At 73.4% G+C, this 22,454-nt stretch carries 21 protein-coding genes; 9 read left to right on the top strand and 12 right to left on the bottom strand.

From position 1 onward, the window contains the following. Positions 1 to 41: 41 nt before the first annotated feature. The 3 genes from ACFU5G_RS01845 to ACFU5G_RS01835 form a co-directional block, all read right to left on the bottom strand. Positions 42 to 287, bottom strand: a complete 246-nt coding sequence (locus tag ACFU5G_RS01845; RefSeq protein WP_377240180.1) for a hypothetical protein — start codon at positions 285 to 287, stop codon at positions 42 to 44. 127 nt (positions 288 to 414) lie between these two features. Next, a complete protein-coding gene (locus ACFU5G_RS01840; protein ID WP_377240178.1) occupies positions 415 to 1,308 on the bottom strand; it encodes an LLM class flavin-dependent oxidoreductase in 894 nt (297 codons plus the stop codon). A gap of 27 nt (positions 1,309 to 1,335) precedes the next feature. Continuing rightward, positions 1,336 to 2,331, bottom strand: a complete 996-nt coding sequence (locus tag ACFU5G_RS01835; protein WP_377240175.1) for a helix-turn-helix domain-containing protein — start codon at positions 2,329 to 2,331, stop codon at positions 1,336 to 1,338. Between the two features lie 130 nt (positions 2,332 to 2,461). Between ACFU5G_RS01835 and ACFU5G_RS01830 the strand changes: the two genes are divergently transcribed. Continuing rightward, entirely contained in the window at positions 2,462 to 3,322 is an 861-nt protein-coding gene (locus ACFU5G_RS01830) for a hypothetical protein (protein WP_377240173.1), read from the top strand. 133 nt (positions 3,323 to 3,455) lie between these two features. Here ACFU5G_RS01830 and ACFU5G_RS01825 read toward each other — a convergent pair whose 3' ends face one another. From ACFU5G_RS01825 to ACFU5G_RS01815, 3 genes are read right to left on the bottom strand one after another with little or no spacing between them, the layout of a single operon-like run. Beyond that, positions 3,456 to 4,421, bottom strand: coding sequence for a MaoC family dehydratase (locus ACFU5G_RS01825; protein ID WP_377240171.1), 966 nt, complete (start codon positions 4,419 to 4,421; stop codon positions 3,456 to 3,458). Beyond that, a complete protein-coding gene (locus tag ACFU5G_RS01820) occupies positions 4,418 to 5,761 on the bottom strand; it encodes a 3-oxoacyl-ACP reductase (protein WP_377240169.1) in 1,344 nt (447 codons plus the stop codon). The genes ACFU5G_RS01825 and ACFU5G_RS01820 overlap by 4 nt, the downstream gene beginning before the upstream one ends. 52 nt (positions 5,762 to 5,813) lie before the next feature. Further along, a complete protein-coding gene (locus ACFU5G_RS01815) occupies positions 5,814 to 7,136 on the bottom strand; it encodes an acetyl-CoA C-acetyltransferase (protein WP_377240167.1) in 1,323 nt (440 codons plus the stop codon). 184 nt (positions 7,137 to 7,320) lie between these two features. Here ACFU5G_RS01815 and ACFU5G_RS01810 point away from each other — a divergent pair, with 184 nt between their 5' ends. Then, positions 7,321 to 8,055 (top strand): TetR/AcrR family transcriptional regulator, encoded by a 735-nt coding sequence (locus ACFU5G_RS01810; protein ID WP_377240165.1) that lies wholly within the window; start codon positions 7,321 to 7,323, stop codon positions 8,053 to 8,055. Positions 8,056 to 8,115: 60 nt separating this feature from the next. Continuing rightward, complete coding sequence (locus ACFU5G_RS01805) at positions 8,116 to 10,254, top strand: acyl-CoA dehydrogenase (protein ID WP_377240162.1); 2,139 nt, start codon at positions 8,116 to 8,118, stop codon at positions 10,252 to 10,254. A gap of 108 nt (positions 10,255 to 10,362) precedes the next feature. On the opposite strand, the gene ACFU5G_RS01800 is transcribed toward ACFU5G_RS01805, so the two are convergent. Together ACFU5G_RS01800 and ACFU5G_RS01795 are read right to left on the bottom strand one after the other, a co-directional pair. After that, positions 10,363 to 10,662: a hypothetical protein gene (locus ACFU5G_RS01800; protein WP_377240160.1), complete on the bottom strand. Its 300-nt coding sequence runs from the start codon at positions 10,660 to 10,662 to the stop codon at positions 10,363 to 10,365. Positions 10,663 to 10,927: 265 nt separating this feature from the next. After that, positions 10,928 to 11,785, bottom strand: coding sequence for a DUF2599 domain-containing protein (locus ACFU5G_RS01795; RefSeq protein ID WP_377240158.1), 858 nt, complete (start codon positions 11,783 to 11,785; stop codon positions 10,928 to 10,930). 93 nt (positions 11,786 to 11,878) lie between these two features. Here ACFU5G_RS01795 and ACFU5G_RS01790 point away from each other — a divergent pair, with 93 nt between their 5' ends. Continuing rightward, positions 11,879 to 12,568, top strand: a complete 690-nt coding sequence (locus ACFU5G_RS01790) for a hypothetical protein (RefSeq protein ID WP_377240156.1) — start codon at positions 11,879 to 11,881, stop codon at positions 12,566 to 12,568. Here the strand turns inward: ACFU5G_RS01790 and ACFU5G_RS01785 are convergent. The 3 genes from ACFU5G_RS01785 to ACFU5G_RS01775 form a co-directional block, all read right to left on the bottom strand. After that, positions 12,534 to 13,796 carry a hypothetical protein gene (locus ACFU5G_RS01785; protein WP_377240154.1) on the bottom strand — a complete coding sequence of 421 codons (1,263 nt, stop codon included), beginning with the start codon at positions 13,794 to 13,796 and terminating at the stop codon, positions 12,534 to 12,536. The two genes, ACFU5G_RS01790 and ACFU5G_RS01785, sit on opposite strands and share 35 nt — an antisense overlap. Before the next feature lie 100 nt (positions 13,797 to 13,896). Further along, entirely contained in the window at positions 13,897 to 14,547 is a 651-nt protein-coding gene (locus ACFU5G_RS01780) for a response regulator (protein ID WP_377240151.1), read from the bottom strand. Then, a complete protein-coding gene (locus tag ACFU5G_RS01775; RefSeq protein ID WP_377240149.1) occupies positions 14,544 to 15,641 on the bottom strand; it encodes a sensor histidine kinase in 1,098 nt (365 codons plus the stop codon). Before ACFU5G_RS01775 ends, ACFU5G_RS01780 begins: the two co-directional genes overlap by 4 nt. Before the next feature lie 232 nt (positions 15,642 to 15,873). On the opposite strand from ACFU5G_RS01775, the gene ACFU5G_RS01770 reads away from it, so the two are divergent. Both ACFU5G_RS01770 and ACFU5G_RS01765 read left to right on the top strand, forming a co-directional pair. Next, a complete protein-coding gene (locus ACFU5G_RS01770; protein WP_377240147.1) occupies positions 15,874 to 16,455 on the top strand; it encodes a hypothetical protein in 582 nt (193 codons plus the stop codon). Then, entirely contained in the window at positions 16,452 to 16,985 is a 534-nt protein-coding gene (locus ACFU5G_RS01765; protein WP_377240144.1) for a GNAT family N-acetyltransferase, read from the top strand. Before ACFU5G_RS01770 ends, ACFU5G_RS01765 begins: the two co-directional genes overlap by 4 nt. Here the strand turns inward: ACFU5G_RS01765 and ACFU5G_RS01760 are convergent. Further along, on the bottom strand, positions 16,967 to 17,881 hold the full coding sequence (locus ACFU5G_RS01760) for an EamA family transporter (RefSeq protein ID WP_377240142.1): 915 nt from the start codon (positions 17,879 to 17,881) through the stop codon (positions 16,967 to 16,969). The two genes, ACFU5G_RS01765 and ACFU5G_RS01760, sit on opposite strands and share 19 nt — an antisense overlap. Positions 17,882 to 18,058: 177 nt before the next feature. Here ACFU5G_RS01760 and ACFU5G_RS01755 point away from each other — a divergent pair, with 177 nt between their 5' ends. The 3 genes from ACFU5G_RS01755 to ACFU5G_RS01745 all read left to right on the top strand — a co-directional run bounded on the left by ACFU5G_RS01755 (position 18,059) and on the right by ACFU5G_RS01745 (position 22,435). Next, positions 18,059 to 18,937 (top strand): family 16 glycosylhydrolase, encoded by an 879-nt coding sequence (locus tag ACFU5G_RS01755; RefSeq protein WP_377240140.1) that lies wholly within the window; start codon positions 18,059 to 18,061, stop codon positions 18,935 to 18,937. A gap of 131 nt (positions 18,938 to 19,068) precedes the next feature. Further along, positions 19,069 to 21,408: a phosphoribosylformylglycinamidine synthase subunit PurL gene (gene purL / locus ACFU5G_RS01750; protein WP_377240138.1), complete on the top strand. Its 2,340-nt coding sequence runs from the start codon at positions 19,069 to 19,071 to the stop codon at positions 21,406 to 21,408. Between the two features lie 64 nt (positions 21,409 to 21,472). Continuing rightward, positions 21,473 to 22,435, top strand: coding sequence for an endonuclease/exonuclease/phosphatase family protein (locus tag ACFU5G_RS01745; protein WP_377240136.1), 963 nt, complete (start codon positions 21,473 to 21,475; stop codon positions 22,433 to 22,435). The last annotated feature ends 19 nt before the right edge of the window (positions 22,436 to 22,454 follow it).

Raw genomic sequence — 22,454 nt, 5'->3', positions numbered from 1 at the left:
GTCACGCAGACGGTGCGACCCCGGCGTCGTGCTGTCCGGGCTCAGTACTCGCGGTCGTCCTGGACCGAGGTCACCCGGGTCCCGTCGGTGCCGGCCGACCAGTCCTTGTTGTCGGACGTCACGCGCGTGCCGTCCGTGCCGTGGTCAACCGGGACCGACGTCACGCGCGTGCCGTCCGTGCCGAAGTCCCGGTCGGCGGCCGTGGCGGTGGCCGCACCGAGCACGCCGGCGGCAGTCGTGAGCAGGGCCGCGGCACCAGCGGCGGCGACCCGTACGAACTTCTTCATCGTGAACCTCCTTCGTGACCGGAGGGCTCGTCCCTCCGGTCCGGTCCACGCTGCGTCACCCGCGGACAAGGCTCAACGAACTTTGGGTGACGCCGAAAGTCCCGCCGCCGGCCCGACCCGGGCGTCGTCAGTCCCGGCTCAGCAGCTCCCGCGCCTCGCCCAGCACCTCGGCGAGACCCACCAGGTCCGGGTCGTCCTCGGTCGGCTGGATCGCCACGGTGTCCGCGCCGGCCGCGCCGAACCGGCGCACGCCCTCCGCCAGCGCCAGGGCGTCGCCCCACACGGCGTAGCCCGCCAGCCGCTCGTCGTCGGCCACGTCCTGGCCCCAGGAGGTGAGCTCGGCGCGCAGCCGGGCGGCGGCGTCCGGCCCGGTGCCGCCGCACACGAACTGGATCACCGGGAACGCCTCGCCGTTCCGCCCGGCGGCGGCCCGGCCCTCGGCGACCCGCTCCAGCGCGGCCGGCAGCCCGGTCAGGCCGACGGAGCCCTCCAGCACCACGCCGTCACCCACCTCGCCCGCGAGCCGCAGGGACTTGGGTCCGGTCGCCGCGACCGGCACCCCCACGGGCCGGGCGGGCGGCCAGTCCAGCTTCACGTCGTCGAGGGTCACGTACCGGCCCGACGTCGTCACGCGCTCCCCGGCCAGCAGCGCGCGCAGCGTCGTCGCGTACTCCCGCATGAGCGTCAGGGGCGACGCCGCGCGGGCGCCCACCTGCCCCATCCAGGACTGCACGCCGTGCCCGATCCCCGGGACGAGCCGGCCCGGGAACATCCCGTCGACCGTCGCCACCTCCATCGCGGTGAGCGCGACGTTCCGCAGCGGCGTCGGCATCACGCCGATCCCCACGCGGACCCGCTCGGTGGCGGCCAGGATCGCGCTCGCCGCGGAGATGCCGCCGGTCTGGAAGCAGTCCTCCCAGAGCCAGATCTCCTCGATCCCCGCGGCCTCGATCGCGCGGGCGAGGGGGATGACGCGGGACGGCGGGGTCGAGGGGCGGATGATGCACGCCAGTGTGGTCATGGGCACACGCTGTCACGGGTCGAGGCGTCAGATCCAGCCCTTGCGCGCGGCGTGCCAGCCCAGCTGGATGCGGGTCGAGACGCCGGCGATGTCCATCAGCACCTTGACCCGGCGCTGCACGGTCCGCAGCGAGAGCCCGAGCTGGTTGGCCACCGACTGGTCGGTCAGGCCCACCAGCATCAGCCCGAGGATGCGGGCGTCCTGGTACTCGATGTCGGCGGCGCCGGCCTGCTCACCAGGCCGCGCGAACGGCGTCGCGTCCCGCCACACGGCGTCGAACAGGGCGATCAGCGCGTCGAGCAGGCCCGAGGGATGGATGATCAGCGCGCCCACCAGGTCGGGTGTGAGACCGGAGTCCTCGGCGTCGACCACCGTCTGGATCGGCACGAACGCGAGCCGGCGGTCGATGATGAACAGCTTGATCGGCACCCGCTCCGAGAACCGCACCTCCTCGCCGTTCTCGATGGCCTCGGCGACGTCGTCCACGCGCAGCATGCCGGTGTCGAGGAACACGCGGTCCACCACGACCCGGTACCGGACGCCGCGCGCCACGGCCTGGTCCTCGGCCGTGTTGTCCTCGGCGGACAGCACGAACACCGGCGGCTTGGTGAACGACTCGACCGTCTCGCGGGCCCCGAGCTGGAGCTGCATGATGCGGTGCTTGACGGCGTCGGCGCCGCGCACCACGTCGACCACGTCGGTGGCCGGTCGCAGCGCCGACGAGCGCCGGAAGTCCTCCTCCAGCTCGATCAGCTCGACCTGCGCCGCGCGGATCTCGTCCTTGCGGCGGGCCAGCAGCGCGCCCAGCGCGATCTCGGGCGGGGCGGCCTGGAAGCGGGAGTCGTCCGCGCTCTGCCGGGCCGCCAGCCCGTGGTTCTCCAGGGTGCGCAGCACGTCCAGCGCGTCCCCCGGGTCGCAGCCGAGCCGCTGCGCGAGCTCCGCGGCGTCGAGCGAGGGTGAGGCCACGAGCTCGCGATACGCGAGCGACTGCGACTTGGTCAGGCCGAGCACGTCACCGAGCATGGCATCCTCCCGCCGGATGAATTTCACCGCGCCGTGGCGAGGATACGCCAGGACGGCCCTTTGGCACGCCCTGGTTTGTCCCTTTCTGCGACGTACCGGCGAGGCCCGGCGGATTGGTAGCCTCCCGAGCGTGAGCACCGAAGACGTGAGCTTCCTCGCGCAGGGCGGCGCGCGGGTCGCGGGCCGCTGGTTCCTGCCCGACGGCGACGTGGCCGGCGTCGTGGCGATCGCGCCCGCCATGGCCATGCCGATGCGGTTCTACCGGCACACCGCCGCCTGGCTCGCCGAGCGCGGGCTCGCGGTGCTCACCTTCTCCTACCGCGGCTCGGAGCCGGAGCTCTACGGCCCCCTGCGGGACTCCGCGGCCACGGCCCTCGACTGGTACCACGACGCCGAGGCCGCCGCCGCGCACGCCCGCACCCGGGCCGACGCCGCCGGCGTGCCGCTCACGTGGGTCGGCCACTCGTTCGGCGGCCAGAGCCTGGGCTTCCTGGCCGACGTCGGCGTGGACCGCTGCGTGATGGTGGCCTCCGGCACGGGCTGGCGGGGCAAGGCGGCGCCGGCCATCCGGACCTGGTCGCCGCTGCTCTGGCGCGTCATCGCGCCGGCCGCGACCGCGGTGGCGGGCTACTACCCCGGCCGCCGGCTCCGGATCCTGGACGACCTGCCCGCCGGCGTCATGCGGCAGTGGGGCCGCTGGTGCCTGCACCCCGACTACCTGTTCAGCGAGCACCCCGAGCTGCGCGACCGGTTCGCGAAGGTCGAGACGCCGGTCACCGCGCTGTGGACAGCGGACGACGAGCTGATCTCCCCGGAGTCGATCCGGTACTGGAGCCGTGAGTTCCCGGGCACCGAGGTGGAGCTCGTGGAGATGCGGGCGGCCGACCACGGCCTGAGCCGCATCGGGCACTCGGGCTTCTTCCGGCCCAAGCGCGCGGTCCTGTGGGAGAAGGTGCTCCTCCCGCGCCTGGCGCTCCGCAAGCTGGCCTGAGGCCCGCGAGCGGTCCGCCGGCTGCAGTCGAACGTAGGGTCGCTCGCTCCAAGAGCGGTCTTGAGCCGACCAACCCTACGTTCGCCTCAGGGTGCGCTTGCGGACTGCAGCCACCCAGGTAGCCCGGACGTCGTCAGAGCGGGCGGACCGTGCCCCGGAAGTGGCGCGTGTCCTTGCCCGACCGCCAGCCGTCGTACACGAAGCCGCCGGCAGCTCCGTCCCGGCCCGTGCCCGCCGAGTCCGCGTCCACGTCCGTCGCGTACCGGATCGCCACGTCGACCGTCCCGGGCAGCAGCACCGGCCGGAAGAACTCGACGGTCCACTCGTACGCCTCGCCGCGCCGCGCGGGCCCGACCTCGGCCAGCGCCCGCGCCGCGGAGTACATCCCGTGCGCGATCGTGCGGGGGAACCCGAACGCCTTGGCCCCGAGGTTCGACGTGTGGATCGGGTTCTGGTCGCCCGACACGGCGCCGTAGGCCCGGCCGGTTCCGGCACCGAGCTTCCAGCGCGCGGTCGGCAGGGGCGCCGTCCACTCCTCGCGCGGGGACTCGTCCGCCGGGGGCGCGCCGTCGGGCGCCGTGAAGCCCTTGGCGAGGTAGGTCGAGACGCCCTGATAGGCCAGGTCGCCGTCCACCAGCACCTCCGCGACCAGGTCCACCTGCACGCCGCGCCGGTGCGCGCGGGCGTCCTGCGCCCAGGCCCGCACCTCGACCGTCTCGCCCAGCCGCACCGGCCGCAGCACGCGCACGACGTTCCGCAGGTGCACCATGCCGAGCAGCGGCAGCGGGAAGTCGCCGCGCACCATCACGGCCGTGGCCACCGGGAACGCGAGCACGTGCAGGAACCCGGCGGGCAGCACGTCGGACGACGGCTCGCCCAGCAGGTCCTGGTACGCCGCCAGGTGCACCGCCTCGCCCGCGGTGTCCACGCGCGCCACGCGGTACGTCACCTCGGGCAGCCGGACCTCGCCCTTCGGGCGCTTGCCGGCGGACCCGGCGACACCCTTCGCGAACAGCCCGCCCAGCTTCGGCACCTCGGGCAGGTCGGTCACGGTGTAGGACGGCGGCGCCGTCAGCGCGCTCTCGAGACGTCCCGTCACTTGCCCACCATGTGCTGACCGCACACCCGCAGGGTCTGCCCGTTGATCCCGGCGGCCGGACCCGACGCGAGGAACGAGATCGCCTCGGCGATGTCCACCGGCAGGCCGCCCTGGCCCAGCGACGGCATCCGGCGCGCCACCGTGCGGGTGAGCGCGGGCACCTTCGCGGTCATCTCGGTCTCGATCCAGCCGGGCGCGACGGCGTTCGTCGTGCCGCCGGTGGCCGCCAGCACGGGGGCGCCCGCCGCCGCGTTCGCGATGACCCCGGCCTTCGTGTAGCCGTAGTTGGTCTGCCCGCGGTTGCCGGCCAGGCCGGTGGTCGAGGCCAGGGAGACGATCCGGAGCCCTTCGACGCCGGCCGCGAGCAGGCGCTCGTTGATCTGGAGCTGCGCCGTGAGGTTCACGGCGATCACCGGGTCCCACTTGTCGGCCGTCATGTTGGCGAGCAGCTTGTCGCGCGTGATGCCGGCGTTGTGCACGAGGATGTCGAGGCCGCCGAGCGGCTTGGTCGCGGCCAGGATCTTGTCGGCCGCGTCGTCGGCGGTGATGTCGAGCTGGAGCGCGACACCCCCGATCTCGTTCGCGACGGCCGCCAGCGACTCGCCGGCGGGCGGCACGTCGATCACGACCACCTTGGCGCCGTCCCGGGCCATGGTGCGGGCGATCGCCGCGCCGATGCCGCGCGCGGCGCCGGTGACGACGGCCACCTGGCCGGCCAGCGGGGCCGCCCAGTCCACCGGCCCGGCGGCGTCGGAGGGGCCGACCGGCAGGAGCTGGCCGTCCACGTACGCCGACTTGGCCGACAGGAAGAAGCGCAGCGTGGCCACGGCCGACGCGGAGTCGACGGCCGCGTCGCCCGTGAGCTGGATGCCGTTGGCCGTGGACCCGCCGCGCAGCTCCTTGCCGAGCGAGCGGACCAGGCCTTCGACGCCGCCGCGGGTCGCGGCCAGCACCGGGGCGTCGCCGTCGGCCACGGCGCGGGAGATGCTCACGACCCGGCCGTTGCCCGCCAGGCGCCGCAGCGTGCCGGCGACGGTGAGCACGGGGGCCGAGACCGCCGCGGGCGTCTCGGCACCGGTCAGCACCAGCACGACGGCGCCGAACCGCTCGCCGTCGGCGGTCTCCGGGCTACGACGCACGTCGACGTCCCAGCCGGACAGGACCTTGGCGACGGCGTCCGCGTCGGCGGCCGAGGCGTCGTCGGACACCACCAGGACCGGGCCCACGGTGAGCGGGCTGCCGGGGCGGTAGCGCCGGAGGATGGCGGGCTGGGGCAGACCCAGCTTCTTGAAGACGGGCTTGAGCGTCCCGTTGGCCAGGTTGAGATAGCTGTCGGTCACGATGTCCTCTTCGATAACGGGGCGGTTCGGGCAGGCGCAGACAGGCTCAGCCTCACACGGACTCGACGAGGGCCACCGCGCCCAGGCCGCCGGCCGCGCAGACCGAGATCAGCGCACGCGCGGGCTGACCGGTCTCCTTGGCCTTCGCGGCGACCAGCTTGGCCGCCGTCGCGATGATGCGGCCGCCGGTCGCGGCGAACGGGTGGCCCGCGGCGAGCGAGGAGCCGTTCACGTTCAGCTTGCTGCGGTCCACCTTGCCGAACGCGCCGTCCAGCCCGAGCTCCGTGCGGCAGTACTCCTCGTCTTCCCACGCGGCGAGCGTGGTCAGCACGGTGGAGGCGAACGCCTCGTGGATCTCGAAGAAGTCGATGTCCTCCAGCGTGAGGCCGTTGCGGGCCAGCAGGCGCGGGACCGCCGCGACCGGGGCCATGAGCAGGCCCTCGTGGCCGTGCACGAAGTCGACGGCCGCCGTCTCGGCGTCCACGAACTTCGCGAGGATCGGCAGCTCCCGCTCCTCCGCCCAGGCGCGCGACGCGAACAGGACGGCCGAGGCGCCGTCGGTCAGCGGCGTGGAGTTGCCCGCGGTCATGGTGGCCGGGTCCGCCAGCTTGGCGCCGAACACGGGACGGAGCTTCGCGAGCTTCTCGAGCGAGGTGTCGGCGCGCAGGTTGTCGTCGCGGGTCAGGCCCTTGAACGGGGTGACCAGGTCGTCGAAGAACCCGGCCTCCCAGGCGCGGGCGAGGTTCTGGTGCGAGTTGAACGCGATCTCGTCCTGCGCCTCGCGGGAGATGCCCCACTTCGCCGTCGTGATGGCCTGGTGCTCGCCCATGGAGAGGTGGGTGCGCGGCTCGCCGGTGCTCGGCGTGGCCGGGGCCAGGTCCTTGGGGCGGATCTGCAGCAGGGCCTTGACCTTCGCCCCGGTTGTCTTGGCGTGGTTCGCGTCCAGCAGGGCGGCACGCAGCCGGTCGCTGACGACGATCGGCGCGTCCGACACGGTGTCGGTGCCACCGGCGATCGCGGACTCGATCTGGCCGAGCTTGATCTTGTTCGTCACCGCGATGGCGGCCTCGAGGCCCGTGGCGCACGCCTGCTGCACGTCGTAGGCGGGGGTGGTGGGCGCCAGCGAGGAGCCGAGCACGCTCTCGCGGATCAGGTTGAAGTTCTTGCTGTGCTTGAGCACCGCGCCGCCCACTACCTCACCCAGGCGCTCGCCCTGCAGGCCGAAGCGGGCGACGAGGCCCTCCAGAGCCGCGGTGAACATGTCCTGGTTGCTGGTCCGGACGTACTTCTTGCCGGCGCGGGAGAACGGGATGCGGTTGCCGCCGATGATCACGGCCTCGCGCGTGGACGGGACGGGGGAGGGGGTAGTGGACACGTCGCTGTTCCTTCTCACTTCATCGTCGGGCAGAGGGCTTCGTTGGGTCGAGCCTTGTCGAGACCTGGGCGGGACGCGACCCGGTTCGCCCCGGGTGGTGCCCAGGACTCACAGTACCTGATACTCTCAGTCTCGTGAGACGAATCACAAGACCTCTAGCGAGTCAAGGTGGGGAGGCGGAGCGATGAGCATCGGAGTCGACGGTCGTTCGACCCGCTGGGACGACCACCGCACGGCACGTCGGGCAGAGCTCGTCCGCGCCGCGCGCAAGGCCGTGCACCGCCTGGGGCCTGCGGTCTCGATGGACGAGATCGCCGCCGCAGCGGGTACGTCCAAGTCGATCGTCTACCGGTACTTCGACGACAAGGCGGGCCTGCGGCTCGCCGTCGCCGAGACCGTGGTCATGCAGATGCACGACGCGCTGCGCGCCGCCGCGCAGCAGGCGGACAACCCCGAGATGGCGCTGCGCGAGATGGTGCGCGTCTACCTCGAGATGATCGAGAGCTCACCCAACGTCTACTGGTTCGTGACCCGGACCGCGATCGGCGGCAACGAGCCCGCGCCGGTCGAGAGCGGCCGTCGTGGTCGTCGTGCCCCGGCCCCCGCCGCCGACGACGCCACGCCGACGTCGCCGGCCGACCTGCACCCGCTGGGCGCCTACCTCGACTCCGTGATCGAGCTCGTCGCCGAGCCGTTCGCGCGTGCCACCGACGTCCCTCCCGCCGACGCCGCGGCCTGGGCCGCCGGCGCCGTCGGCTTCGTGCGCGGCTCCGGTGAGTGGTGGCTCGGCCACCGCAACATCGAGTCGACGCCGCTGACCCGTGAACAGCTCACCGAACGCGTGACGCTCTGGCTCTGGACTGGTCCGGTGGGCGTGCTCCACCAGGCCCGGCCCGGTGCGGCGCCCGCGACCGCCTGATCCCGACCCACCCTCCCGACACCAGACCTGGCCCCTCCGGCCGAACACCGAGGAGAACCGATGACGACCACCTCCGAGCCCGTGACCACCACGGCGACGGCCCCACAGGCCGTGGCGCCCCAGCCCGAGGCGACCCGTCCGGCGTCGGGCACCCGAGTGGACGTGCCCGCCCTGCAGCAGATGCTGCTCGGGCGCTGGCCCGAGGAGCGGTCCGAGGCCCGCCGGATGGTGGCCGAGCACCCCGAGCTGTGGAAGCAGGAGGGGATCACCAAGGAGGAGCACCGGGAGATCACCCTCGAGCAGATGAAGCAGATGGTGCCGTACGGCCAGGTGCTGCGGGCCTTCCCGGAGCGGCTCGGCGGTCGCGACCAGGCGGGCGCCAACCTGGTGGGCTTCGAGGAGCTCGTCGCCGCCGACCCGTCGCTGCAGATCAAGTCGGGTGTGCAGTGGGGGCTGTTCGCGTCCGCGATCAACCACCTCGGCACGGAGGAGCAGAAGGACCGCCTGCTGCCGGGCGCCATGGACCTGAGCGTCCCGGGCGCGTTCGCGATGACCGAGACGGGCCACGGGTCCGACGTCGCCGCCATCGGTACCACGGCGACGTACGACCCGGAGACCGAGGAGTTCGTCATCAACACCCCGTTCCGCGGGGCGTGGAAGCAGTACCTCGGCAACGCGGCGAAGCATGGCGTGGCGGCGACGGTGTTCGCGCAGCTGATCACCAACGGCGTGGACCACGGCGTGCACTGCTTCTACGTGCCGATCCGGGACCCGCAGACCCTGGAGTTCCTGCCCGGCGTCGGCGGCGAGGACGACGGCCAGAAGGGCGGCCTGAACGGCATCGACAACGGCAAGCTGCACTTCACTGACGTGCGGGTGCCGCGCCGCGACCTTCTGGCCCGGTACGGCCAGGTGGCGGCGGACGGTACCTACACCTCGTCGATCGACAGCCCCGGACGCCGCTTCTTCACCATGCTCGGCGCCCTCGTGCAGGGCCGGGTCTCGCTCGACGGCGCGGCGATCACCGCGGCCAAGATCGGCCTCGCGATCGCCACGAAGTACGCCGAGCAGCGCCGCCAGTTCTCGCCCGCGACCGGCGCCGACGAGCTGACGCTCCTCGACTACGCGACGCACCGCCGCCGGCTCTTCCCCCGGATCGCCGAGGCGTACGCGATGCACTTCGCGCACGACGAGCTGCTGGACCTGTTCGACGACGTCTTCTCGGGCCGCGAGGACACCCCCGCCAAGCGCGAGGACCTGGAGACGACGGCGGCGGCGCTCAAGGCGACGTCCACCTGGTACTCCCTCGACACCCTGCAGGAGTGCCGCGAGGCCTGCGGCGGCGCCGGCTTCCTCTCCGAGAACCGGTTCACCGGGCTGCGCGCGGACCTCGACATCTACGCCACCTTCGAGGGCGACAACCACGTGCTGCTGCAGCTCGCGGCCAAGCGCCTGGTCGGGGACCACGGCAAGAAGATGGCCCGCGCCGCCAAGTCCCCGGCGGGCATGGCGGGCATCGTGGCCGGGCAGGCCAAGGATGCCGTGCTGCACAAGACCCCGCTGCGCCGGCTCGGCCAGTCGGTGGCCGACGGCGGCGCCGCCCGGTCCGCCGGTCGCCTGCTCGACGCGGACGTGCAGCGCGGGCTCATCGCCGGCCGGTACGAGGGCATGGTCGCGGCCACCGCGATGGGCATGCGCCCTGCGCTCAAGGCCGACTCGATCAAGGCGCAGGAGATCTTCGACGACAACCAGGTCAACCTCATCGGGTCCGCGGCCGCGTGGGCCGAGCTGGTCCGCTGGGACGCGTTCACCAAGGCCATCGGCAAGGTGACCGACCCGGGCACCCGCACGGTGCTGACGCTGCTGCGCGACATCTACGGCCTCACGACCATCGAGCGCCACCTCGACTGGCACCTGACCAACGGCCGTATCTCGACGGGCCGGGCGAAGGCCGTCACGGCGACGATCGACCGCATGCTGAAGGCCCTGCGCCCGCACGTGCTCGACGTCATCGACGCCTGGGGCTTCTCGCAGGAGCACCTGCGCGCCCCGATCGCCGATGGATCCGAGAAGGAGCGGCAGGACGAGGCCCGCGCGTACTACCGCGAGCTGCGGGCGAGCGGCACGGCGCCGGTCAGCGAGAAGGAGCTGCGCAAGCAGGAGGCCAAGAAGGCCAAGGCGGCCGCGCAGGCCCGGTAGGCCGCGCGGCGAGCGACCGCAGCCGTGGCGCACACCCTCGATGGGTGTGCGCCGCGACTGCGGTTCTTCTTTGTCATGGCGCCGCCGCGGTGGGCGACGGCGACCTGGTCAGGCGGCGTCCGGGACCGCGGCCACGACGGGCACCGGGAGCTGCTGCACCGGGACCGGCTCGGACTCGGTGTCGGGCTCCTCGTTGTCGGCGGGGCGCGCGAGCGGACCGCTGAGGATGATCGGGGCACCCATGGCGGGCGCCGGTTCGGGGATGGCCCGGACCACGACGAAAATGCCCGCCAGACCGATGAGGGCGGCGAGCACGGCGAGTGGTACGAGCTGATATGCGAGTGTGATTCCGAGGAGCGCACCGCCGCCGACCGCGACGGATGATCCCAGGATGATGACGCGGGTCATCTGGAGCCTCCCTGCCAAGGTGTCTCCGAGGAGAAGTTGCCCTGCCCCAGGGGGGAACTCTGTGGCGCCGCACCCCCGGAAGCTGTTCGTCGAGCCGCTGAGGGCGCGCGAAGAAGAGCTGCCGGAGCCCGGCTGAGCTGGGGCTCATAGATTGTTTGGCGAGCCTGCCTCGCCGCCTTTCCAGGAAACCCCAACCCGACCTTCCCCGCACCTCGAATGGCACCGGTACTGGTCACGACTGGGTCACGGCCGCGTCGGCCGCGGCTCACACCGGGTTGCAGTGCGCGGTGGCCGTGAGGATCAGCCCGACGTCGGGCCGCCACGGCTCCAGGTTCCACGTCTCCTTGTCCGCCGCGCCCAGGGCGTGGCACACGAGCTGGTGCTCCATGGTGTCGCTGTCGGCCTCCGGCTCGGCGGCCACGAGCTGCGTGCGGATCAGGTCGAGGCCGGCCTCCCCGGCGTGCCTGGCCCAGTCCGCCGGGTCGACGGCGAGGGACCGGCCGCCCTCGTTCTCGCCCCAGCTCATGCCCTCGATCGCCTGCGTGCCCACCACGAACGTGAGGGTCAGCGGTGTGGTGCGCTCCGGCGCGTCCGTGCCCGCGCCGGCCGACCGGTCCTCGAGCTCCACCTGGGCCCGCGTCGCGTCGATCTCGGTGACGTCGATGCGGGGCGCGTCCGCCGCGGCGTCGGCCACCGGCTCGGGCGGGCTCAGCGCCGCGACCGGGGTGCCGTTGCCGTCGAGCACCGTGACGCTGCCCTCTGAGTCGACGTCGAGCGCCCCGGGCGAGGTGAGGGCAAGGCGCGCGGTGCGCCCGGGGGTGAGGTCGAGCGTGATCGTGCGCGTGCCGGGCCCGAGCTCGTCCTCCCGTACCTCGGCGGCCTTCCGCGAGCTGACGTCCAGCACGACGTCGCCGGCGGTGACGGTGACGGTGCTGGTCCGCGCCCGGGGCTTCGCGGTGCTCTGCTCGGGTGTCGGTGTCTCCTGCGATGCTGTGGGCGCCGGGTCGGCGGTCCCGTCCGAGCCCTGCGCGCGCTCGACCAGGCTGCAGCCACCCAGCGCGAGGAGGGTGGCAAGGGCGGCGCACGCGGCCAGGGGCGGCGTGACGGCTCGTCGGATCAGCACGTGCCCATTGTGCGGGCCGCCGGGTGCCGGGCGGGTGGTCAGGGTCCGGCGTGCCGGGTGGCGCCCGCCGACCTCACCCTCTACAGTTAGAACATGCGTTCGAACAAGGTGCTGGTGGCTCGCGGTCCGGTCGACGTACCGGGCCAGTCTCCGCGTGGTGCAGCCGTGCCGCGCGAGTCAGGGTTCGCGAGCGGTTTCGCGGACCTTTCGGAGGCGGTCGACGCTGTCGCGGCGATCGACTCCCTGCTCTCCTCGCTCGCGGCGTCCCGCGCCGTGCTGATGGAATCCGTCCGGGAGTGGGTGGCCGACCAGCCCGAACTGTTCGACGCCCCCGAGGTGGAGGCCGACGATCTCGCCGGCCTGGCGCCCGAGCTCGTCGAGCGGCTCGCCAAGGCGCTGCGGGTGCCCGAGGGCTCGGCGGTCGCGCTCATCGAGGAGTCGCGGGCGCTGGTGCACGAGCACCCGCGCACGCTCGCGGCGCTGCGCGGCGGGCTCATCTCGCACGCCCACGCGCAGACCATCCTCGGCTACACCGACGGGCTGCGGCGGGGCAACCGGGTGGCGCTGGAGACCCGTCTGCTCAAGCACGCGCGCACCACGACCCCCGGTGAGCTGAGCCTCGTCGCGCGGGCCGAGCGTGAGCGGCGGCTGCGCCCGGGCCGGCGGGCGGACCAGCCGGCGCACCGGGCGGAACCACTGGCGCGCAGGCCGGAGCCGCAGGTCGCGGACCGGTCCCGGCGTCAGCGGGTCAGCGCCTACCCCACAGGTCGTCCCATGCCGTGAAGGCTTCGTCGGTGTGCGGGGCCTGCTGGTGGCCTCCGCCGCCGGCGGGGGCCTGGGGCTGTCCGCCCCAGGACGGCGCGTCCCACACGGGAGCCGGCTGGCCGAACGGGTCGGGGGCCGGTTCCTGAGCGGCTCCGTGCGGGGTGGTCCAGGGCTGCTGGTCGTACTGCGCGGGCTGCTCGGCCGCCGGGGCCGCGCCGTACGGCTCGGGAGTGGCCGGGTGGGCCGGGTAGGCTTGGTCGTACGGGGCGGCGTCGTAGCCCCCGGGCGGGGTCGCCGGCTGCGCGGTCTGGTGCGGCTCCAGCCAGGGTTGCGCGGCCTCGGTCTGTCCTGACCAGGGGGACTGTGCGGGGACGGTCTCCTGCGACCAGGGCAGTTCCGGTGCGCCAGGCGTCTCGTAGCCGGTGGCGGGGCCCGCCGGGCTGCTCCCGAACTGGCTGCTCCCGAACTGGCTGCCACCCGCCGGGGTGTCATCGGCGGGGGCGCCGCCGTGCCGGCCGCCGGCGCGCGGCCTGCTGCTGCCTCCCGGCGCGGACCCGGTCTCCAGCGCGCCGCCGCCGTAACCCGGGCTGACGTAGCCGGGGGTGTCCAGGGATCCGCTGCCGAACGCCGGTGTCCCGTAGTCCTGCGCGTCGTCGGTCCGGCGCGGCGCCGAGACCGCCGCGAACGTCGTCGTGGCCAGGTACTGCTCGAACGGGACGTCGAAGGTCTCGTCGTGCGCCCAGGCCGAGTCCCAGGGTTCGTTCGCGGGAGCGGCCGCGGCGCGGCGGCCGCCGTCGGGCAACGGGGGCAGCCGGATCTCGCCGGAGCTGTGCAGCACGCGGTCGTGCAGCTGGCCCACCCAGTTCAGGGCGAGCTCGAAGCGCATGGTGCTCAGTCCGGCCACGCCCAGCTCGCCGCCCACCGCGGGGTGCGGGTTGAACGTGTAGACGTCCTCCTCGCCCAGCAGCATGCCGCGGCCGCGGGCTTCGCGGACCAGGTCGTCCATGAGGTAGGTGGCCCGTCCCTCGGGCGACTCCAGCTCCGCGTACATGGTCACCGCGGAGTTCCAGCGGAGCTCCAGCGTGCCCTCGACCGTGTCCAGGAACCACCAGCCGTCCAGCGACTCCAGGAAGATGTCGCCGAAGCAGGTGGCGAACCGCGGGGTCTGCTCACGGAGCCCCATCCAGCGCCACGAGGCCAGCCCGAACTCGAAGGCAACCTTCGGGAAAGTCCGGAGCAGCTTCATGTCCGAATGAAACCACTTTCGGGTAAACGTCGGGAACCCCTACGTGACATCTTTGTTTCACCCTTGACGCTCAGGCCGGTTTCACCCGCTGCCGGACGGCTCAGGCGAGCCCTGACTGGTAGGCGAACACCACCAGCTGGGCCCGGTCGCGGGCCGACAGCTTGATCATCGCGCGCGACACGTGCGTCCGGGCCGTGGCGGGGCTGAGCACCAGCTCCTCGGCGATCTCCTGGTTGCTCATGCCCTGCGCCACCAGGCCGACCACCTCGCGCTCGCGGTCCGTCAGGTCACCCATCCGCGGGTGCGGCTCCAGCGCGCGCGGGGACGCCGCGGTGAACTCCCGGATCAGGGTCCGGGTGGCGGACGGCGCGAGCAGCGCACCGCCGTCGTGCACCGTGCGGATCGCCGACACGAGGTCCGCGGGCGGGGTGTTCTTGAGCAGGAACCCGCTGGCCCCGGCGCGCAGGCCGTCCACGACGTACTGGTCGTGCTCGAACGTCGTCAGCACGATCACCCGGGTCGCGGTGAGGTCGGGGTCCTCGGCGATGCGCCGCGTCGCCTCGATGCCGTCGATGCCCGGCATCCGGATGTCCATGAGCACCACGTCGGGCCGTACGCGCCGGGCCTCGGCCACGGCCGCGATCCCGTCGGCCGCCTCGCCCGCGACCGTCATGTCCGCCTCGCCCGAGATCAGGGCCCGCAGCCCCATCCGGACCAGATCCTGGTCGTCCACCAGCAGCACCGAGATCATGCGACACCTCCCACGGGCAGCGTCGCCCGCACCTCGAACGACTCGTCGACGGGCCCGGCGTCCAGCCGCCCGCCCAGGGACTCGACCCGGTGCCGCATGCCCGTGATGCCGAACCCGGCCACGAACCCGCCGTCGGGCGAGCGGGGGTTGCGTACCGCCAGCTGCACGGCGTCCGGCTCGTACGTCACCTCGACGCGCGCCGCCGCGTCCGCCCCGTGCTTGACCACGTTGGTCAGCGACTCCTGGAGCACCCGGTACGCGGCCAGGTCGACGGCGTCGGGCAGGGGCCGGGGTGGGCCCGTGACCCGGAGGTCCACCGCGACGCCGGCGGACCGGACCCGCTCGGCGAGCACCTCCAGGTTCGCGAGCCCCGCCGTCGGCGCCCGGTCCGGGCCGCCGCCGGGCCGGATGTCCGCGAGCGTGGTGCGCAGCTCGGTCAGGGCCTCGTTCGCGGCCTTCGAGATCGCCTCCAGGGCGGTCGAGGCGTCGTCGGGCCGGCCCAGGTGGAGCGCGATGTCGGCCTGCATCTGGATCGCCGCCAGGCCGTGCCCCACCACGTCGTGCACCTCGTGCGCGAGCCGCAGCCGCTCGTCGTCGCGCGCCTGCTGCTCGGCGGCGGCGCGGCTCGCCGACCGGGCCTCGTCCCAGGTGCGCCGGGCCACGCCGATGCTGAACGGCACCGCCACGAAGGCGCTCGCGGGCACCAGCCCGGCCGGCACGCCGAGCCCGGCCGGGTGCGTGAGCACGGGCAGCACCAGGAGCACGAGCGTGCCGGCCGCGTAGACCAGGCCGGGCCGGAGCGGGCGCCGTCGGGCCAGGGAGTAGACCGCCACCGCGAGGCACAGCATCACCGGGCCGTACGGGTAGGCGAGCAGCAGGTAGCCGACGGTCGCGGCCGTGACCACGCCCAGCGTGGGCACGGGCCAGCGGGTGCGGAACAGCGTGTCGGCCGCGGCGACGAGCGCCAGCGTGTAGCCGAGCGCGTCGACCGGCCGGTCCAGCGGGGACGAGCCGTCCAGGAACGGCATGCTCACGAGCACGAGCGCGGTCAGCACCGCACTCACGCCCACGTCCTCCAGGCGCAGCCTGCCCATCCGCACACCTCCGCTCCGTCGGGTCCGACGAACCCCACTGTGTCCGACGGCGTCCGCCCCGTCACCCCCTGCGCGGCGTAGCCCCGGCTACGTCCGCGGACGTAGCCGGACCTGCCGGGCGCCGCCCGGCGGCGCAGGACGGGTGTCGTCCCGTGGCCGATCCCCGCCCGGGCCCGGCCCGGGACGCTGGGAACGCGGGCGCCGGCCGGGCGCCCCGGGAGGGACGGGAACCGTGGGACGAGACCGGACGAAGACCGCCGTGAACCTGCCGCCGCGCGTCCGCAAGGCCGTGCTGACGCTGCACATCGTGTCCGCCGGAGCGTGGATCGGCATCGACGTGCTGGTGGCCGTGCTCGCCGGGATCGGGCTCGGCGGCGGCTCCGCCGCGGTGCGCGGGCTCGCCCTGCGCGCCCTCGCGCAGTTCGTGGTGACCCCCATGCTCGTGGCGGCCCTGGTCTGCCTCGCCACCGGCCTGCTGCTCGGCCTCGCCACGAAGTGGGGCCTGCTGCGCTACTGGTGGGTGGCGGTCAAGCTCGCCATGAACCTGGTGCTGTGCACGCTGATCCTGGTGGCGCTGCGGCCCGGCATGGCCGACGTCGGCGCGGCCGGCGGCGCGATCGAGGCCGGCCAGGTGCCGACCTCCGACATCTCGTTCCTGGTGTACCCGCCCACGGTGTCGCTCACGGCGCTCGCGGTGGCCACCGTGCTGTCGGTCTACAAGCCGTGGGGGCGGGTGCGGCGGGGCGCCGGGCGCGGTCCAGGCGGGGCGGCGCGTCCCGGGGTGTCAGAGGCACGGCCTACCGTTTCCGCATGAGCACCGATGGAGCGGCCGCCGCAGGGAGCGGCCTCCGGGTTCGCGACGCGGACCCCACCGAGTACGACGCGATCGGCAAGATCGTCGAGGCGGCCTTCGCCGCCGACGGGCAGCTCGACGCGCCCGACTCCGCCTTCTACGCAGGTGTCCTGCGCGACGTCGCCGGCCGCGCGGGCGCGGCCGAGATCATCGCGGCGCTGGACGACGGCGTGGTGGTGGGCGGGGTGACCTTCGTGCCGCGCGGCGGGCCCATGGCCGACATCGCCGGGGACGGCGAGGCGGAGATCCGCATGCTGGGCGTCGCGCCGGACGCGCAGGGCCGGGGTGCCGGGTCCGCGCTGATGCGGGAGTGCCTGGCGCGGGCCGTGCGCGACGGCGCCGCGGGGACGCGGCGGGTCGTGCTCTCGACCAACACGATCGCGCACGGGTCGCACCGGCTCTACGAGCGGCTCGGCTTCGTGCGCGAACCCGCCCGCGACTGGGCTCCCGTGCCCGGCGTGGACCTGCTCTGCTACGTGCGGGAGCTGTAGCGCCGCGGCGGCCGCAGCAGCCCCGACGTGATCGCCACGCCCAGCAGGAGCAGCAGCCCGCCGCCCACCTCGGCCGCGTTCGGCACCTCGCCCTGCGCGAGCCAGGCCGCCGTCATGCCGAACACGGGCACCAGCATCGTGAACGGCACCACGGCGCTCGCCCGGTGCCGCGCCAGCAGCGTGTTCCAGATGCCGTAGCCCACCAGGCTCGCGAGCCACGCGGTGTACAGGGTGGACAGCACGGCGGCCCAGGTCGGGTGCGTCAGCGAGTGGCCGACGGCGGCCGGCCCGTCCAGCACGAGCGCCAGCGCGAACATCGGCACGGGCACCACCAGCGCCGACCACACGGTCATGGACAGGCCGGCCAGCGGCGTCGGCCGGGCCCCGCTCGCCTGCGTCGCCGACCCGAGCCGCCGCACGATCACGTTGCCCGTCGCCCAGGACGCCGCGGCGCCGAGCGTGAGCAGGAACGCGAGACCCGGCGTCGCGGCGGACCTGCCCAGGCCCACGATCACCAGGCCGACGGCGCCGAGCAGCACGCCGACGAGCTGCGGCGGCGTCGGGCGCTCGCGCAGGGCGACGCTCGCGAACAGGACGGTGAGCACCACCTGCGCCTGGAGCACGAGCGAGGCGAGGCCGGGCGGCATGTCCAGCGAGATCGCGGTGTACATCAGTGCGAACTGGCCGAGGCTGAGGAACAGCCCCACCACCAGCACGTCCTTCATCGGCACGGCGGGCCGGGGGACCAGGAAGATCGCCGGGACGAGCACCACCACGAACCGGATCGCGAGGAAGAGCACCGGCGGCACGTCGTCCACGCCGATGTCGATCGCGAGGAAGTTGGTGCCCCAGATGACCATGACGAGCACGGCGAGGAGCGAGTGGCGCAGGGGCATGGCGTCATCGTCGGGCGCGCCGACGCGGTACGTCCATCGCGTTTCACTGGCTGATAGTTCAGTGGCGCTGAACGGTGACCACGGCCTGACTACGTACTTTCCCGATCTTGTTCCACCGAGCGGGTGAAAAGTAGCGTCGCGGGCAACGGGAGACACACGTTCGCGAAGGAGCGTCCGATGCGTAGCACCAGATTCCGCACGACCCGCACCACGGTCACGGCGGCAGCCGCCGCGGCCCTCGTCCTGTCCGCCTCGCTCGTCGCGTCCGCGGCCACCCAGCACGCGCCCGACGGCGGCGCGGCCCCGTCCGCGCCCGAGGCCTCGGCCGCGGTGGGCGCCCTGACCTGGTCGGACGAGTTCGACGGCGCCGCGGGCAGCGCCCCGAACCCGGCCAACTGGAACCAGGAGACCGGCGCCGGCGGCTGGGGCAACAACGAGCTCCAGAACTACACGAGCTCGCGCGACAACTCGGCCCTGGACGGCAACGGCAACCTCGTCATCACGGCCCGCCAGGACGGGAACGGCGGGTACACCTCGGCGCGCCTGACCACGGCGGGCAAGGTGGAGCCCACCTACGGCCGCGTCGAGGCCCGGATCAAGATCCCCCGCGGGCAGGGCATCTGGCCCGCCTTCTGGATGCTCGGCGGCCAGATCGACTCCGGCGTCCCGTGGCCCGACTCGGGCGAGATCGACATCATGGAGAACGTCGGCTTCGAGCCGCACATGGTGCACGGCACCATCCACGGCCCCGGCTACTCCGGCGGCGGCGGGATCGGCGCGGCGTACACCCACCCGCAGGGCTGGTCCTTCGCCGACGACTTCCACACGTTCGCGGTGGACCGGGAGCCCGGCCGCATCTCCTGGTCGGTGGACGGGAACGTCTACCAGACCCGCACCACCGGCGACACCGGCGGCAACCCGTGGGTCTTCGACCAGCCGTTCTTCATGCTGCTGAACGTCGCGGTGGGCGGCAACTGGCCCGGCTACCCCGACGGCACCACCCAGTTCCCGCAGCAGATGGTCGTCGACTACGTCCGGGTCTACGACCAGGGCTGACCGCCCCGTCACGTGTCAGACGTACAGGTCACAGGAGGGACCTGTACGTCTGACACGTGGTGGCGGGCCCACGTCGTAGACTGGCGGGGCGCTCCGGCGCCCAGAAACCTACCCCGCACGCGAGGAACTACATGACCGCGCCCGCGTCCCAGGCACCCTCCCGCCCGACTCCCGCCGTTCCGTCACTGGACACGGTCGAGGCCGCCGCCGCCACCCCTGACGAGGTGCAGCCGTACGGCGAGCTCGGACTCAAGGAGGACGAGTACCAGCGCATCAAGGACATCCTGGGCCGCCGCCCCACCGCGGCCGAGCTCGCGATGTACTCCGTGATGTGGAGCGAGCACTGCTCGTACAAGTCGTCGAAGGTGCACCTGAGCAAGTTCGGCGAGAAGGTGACCGACGAGATGAAGGAGCACCTCCTCGTCGGCATCGGTGAGAACGCCGGCGTCGTCGACATCGGCGACGGCTGGGCCGTCACCTTCAAGGTCGAGTCGCACAACCACCCGTCGTTCGTCGAGCCCTACCAGGGCGCCGCGACCGGCGTGGGCGGCATCGTCCGCGACATCATCTCGATGGGCGCCCGCCCCGTGGCGGTCATGGACCAGCTGCGCTTCGGCGCCGTCGACCACCCCGACACCGCGCGCGTCGTGCACGGCGTCGTCTCGGGCGTGGGCGGCTACGGCAACTCCCTCGGCCTGCCGAACATCGGCGGCGAGCTCGTCTTCGACGGCTCCTACCAGGGCAACCCGCTGGTCAACGCCCTCTGCCTCGGCGTGCTGCGGCACGAGGACATCCACCTCGCCAACGCGACCGGCCTCGGCAACAAGGTCGTCCTGTTCGGCGCCCGCACGGGCGGCGACGGCATCGGCGGCGCCTCCATCCTGGCCTCGGAGACCTTCGAGGACGGCGTCCCCGCCAAGCGCCCGTCGGTGCAGGTGGGCGACCCCTTCATGGAGAAGGTGCTCATCGAGTGCTGCCTGGAGCTGTTCTCGGCCAAGGTCGTCGAGGGCATCCAGGACCTCGGCGCCGCCGGCATCTCCTGCGCCACCTCCGAGCTGGCCTCCAACGGTGACGGCGGCATGCACGTCGACCTCGACGACGTGCTGCTGCGCGACCCCACGCTGAACGCCGGCGAGATCCTCATGTCGGAGTCGCAGGAGCGCATGATGGCCGTCGTCCGGCCCGACCAGCTCGACGCGTTCCTCGCGATCACGGGCAAGTGGGAGGTCGAGACCGCCGTCATCGGCGAGGTCAACGGCTCCGGCCGCCTCACGATCGACCACCACGGCCAGCGGATCGTGGACGTCGACCCCAAGACCGTGGCGCACGAAGGCCCCGTGTACGAGCGGCCCTACGCCCGTCCCGAGTGGCAGGACGGCCTGCAGGCCGACTCGACCACGGCCGCGGGCCTGGCCCGCCCGGCGTCCGGCGAGGAGCTGCGCCAGACCGCGCTCACGCTCCTGGCCTCGCCCAACCTCGCCTCCAAGGCGTGGGTCACCAACCAGTACGACCGCTTCGTCCAGGGCAACACCGCACTCGCCCAGCCCGACGACGGCGGCGTGGTCCGCGTCGACGAGTCCACCGGGCTCGGCGTGGCGCTGGCGACCGACGCGAACGGCCGCTACGGCAAGCTCGACCCGCGTGCGGGCGCCGCGCTGGCGCTCGCGGAGGCCTACCGCAACGTGGCCACGACCGGCGCCGCGCCGCTCGCCGTCACGGACTGCCTGAACTTCGGCTCGCCGGAGCACCCGGACTCGATGTGGCAGCTCGTCGAGGCGATCGAGGGCCTCGCGGACGCCTGCCAGGAGCTCGGCGTCCCCGTCACCGGCGGCAACGTCTCGCTCTACAACGGCACGGGCGAGCCGGGCCAGATCGACTCGTCGATCCACCCCACCCCCGTGGTGGGCGTGCTCGGCGTGCTCGACGACGTGAGCACCGCGCTCTCGTCCGGCTGGCAGGCCGAGGGCCTCTCCCTCCTGCTGCTCGGCACCACGCGTGACGAGCTCGACGGCTCGGCCTGGGCCGACGTCGTGCACTCGCACCTCGGCGGCGTGCCCCCGCAGGTGGACCTGGCCGCCGAGAAGGCGCTGGCCTCGGTGCTCGTGGAGGCCCGCCGGTCGGGTCTCGCGGCCGCCGCGCACGACCTGTCCGAGGGCGGCCTGGTGCAGGCGCTGATCGAGTCCTCGCTGCGGTTCGGCGTCGGCGCCTCCGTGGCGCTCGAGGGCGTCACGGGCCGCGACAAGGTGGACCCGTTCGTGGCCCTGTTCTCGGAGTCGACCGGCCGCGTGGTCGTCGCCGTCGACCCGGAGCACGAGGGTGAGCTGACCCACCTCGCCGAGGACGCCGGCGTGCCGGTGCTCCGTCTCGGCAGCACGGGCGGCGACGCCGTGGTGGTCGAGGGCCAGTTCGAGATCCCGCTGACCGAGGCCCGCGAGCCCTACGAGGCGACCCTCCCGGCCATCTTCGGCTGAGCCGCCCGGCCCCGGACCAGCACGCTGATCCGGGGCCCGGCGGGGGAACGGTAGGGTCCGGCCTGTGCGATTTGTCCGTGGCCTCATCTCCCTCGTGCTCTGGGTCGTCGCGATCCCCCTGCTCCTCGTGGCGGTGGCCAGGGCGCTCCCGTTCGACAACGTGGCGCCGTTGCCATACCTCGTCGCGTTCACGCCGTGGGCGCCGCTCGTCGTGCTGCCGCTGCTGATCGTGGCGCTGTTCTCGCGCCGCTGGGTGCTGACGGTGCTGCTCGGCGTCTCGTTCGCGGGCTTCCTGTACTGGATGGCGCCCTTCTTCACGCCCCCCGAGGCGTCGGCGGTCGCGAACCCGGCCGACGCCGGCACCGTGCGGGTCATGACCGTGAACGCCCTGTACGGGCGGGCCGACGCCGAGAGCGTCGTCGGCCTGGTGCGCTCCCAGAACGTCGAGGTGCTGTCGGTCCAGGAGCTGACCCCCGACTTCGAGCAGGCGCTGACCGACGCGGGCCTGGACGAGCTCCTGGCGCACCGCTTCACGGTCCCCGCCGAGGACACCCCCGCGGGCAGCGGGCTCTGGTCCACGACCGAGCTGACCGACGTGCAGCAGCAGCGCGGGTCGAGCTTCGCGATGCCGTCGGCCCTGGTCGACGTGGGCGGCACCGACGTCCGCGTCACCGTGGTGCACCCGTTCCCGCCGATGCCGGACGAGATCACCACGTGGCGCACCGAGCTGGTCGAGCTCACGAAGCGCGTCCACGAGGACGACGCGCCACAGATCCTGGCCGGCGACTTCAACGCCACCTACGACCACGCGACCTTCCGGGACCTGCTCGGCTCGCGCTTCGCGGACGCCAGCCGCGAGTGGGGCGCCGGCCCCGCCGTCACGTGGCCCGAGGGCAACCGGGTCCCGCCGCTCTTCGCGCTGGACCACGTGGTGGTAGAGCGGGACATGCCGGTCTCCGACGTCGTCTCGATGCAGGTCCCCGGGAGCGACCACCGGGCGCTGGTGGCGACCGTCGTCGTCGAATAGCACAGCGACACCGCGCGGT

This window comes from Promicromonospora sp. NPDC057488 (genome assembly GCF_042802395.1).
Classification (GTDB): Bacteria; Actinomycetota; Actinomycetes; order Actinomycetales; family Cellulomonadaceae; genus Promicromonospora.
Note: the sequence above shows the minus strand (reverse complement) of the source record. Positions and strands in the feature narration are given on the sequence as shown.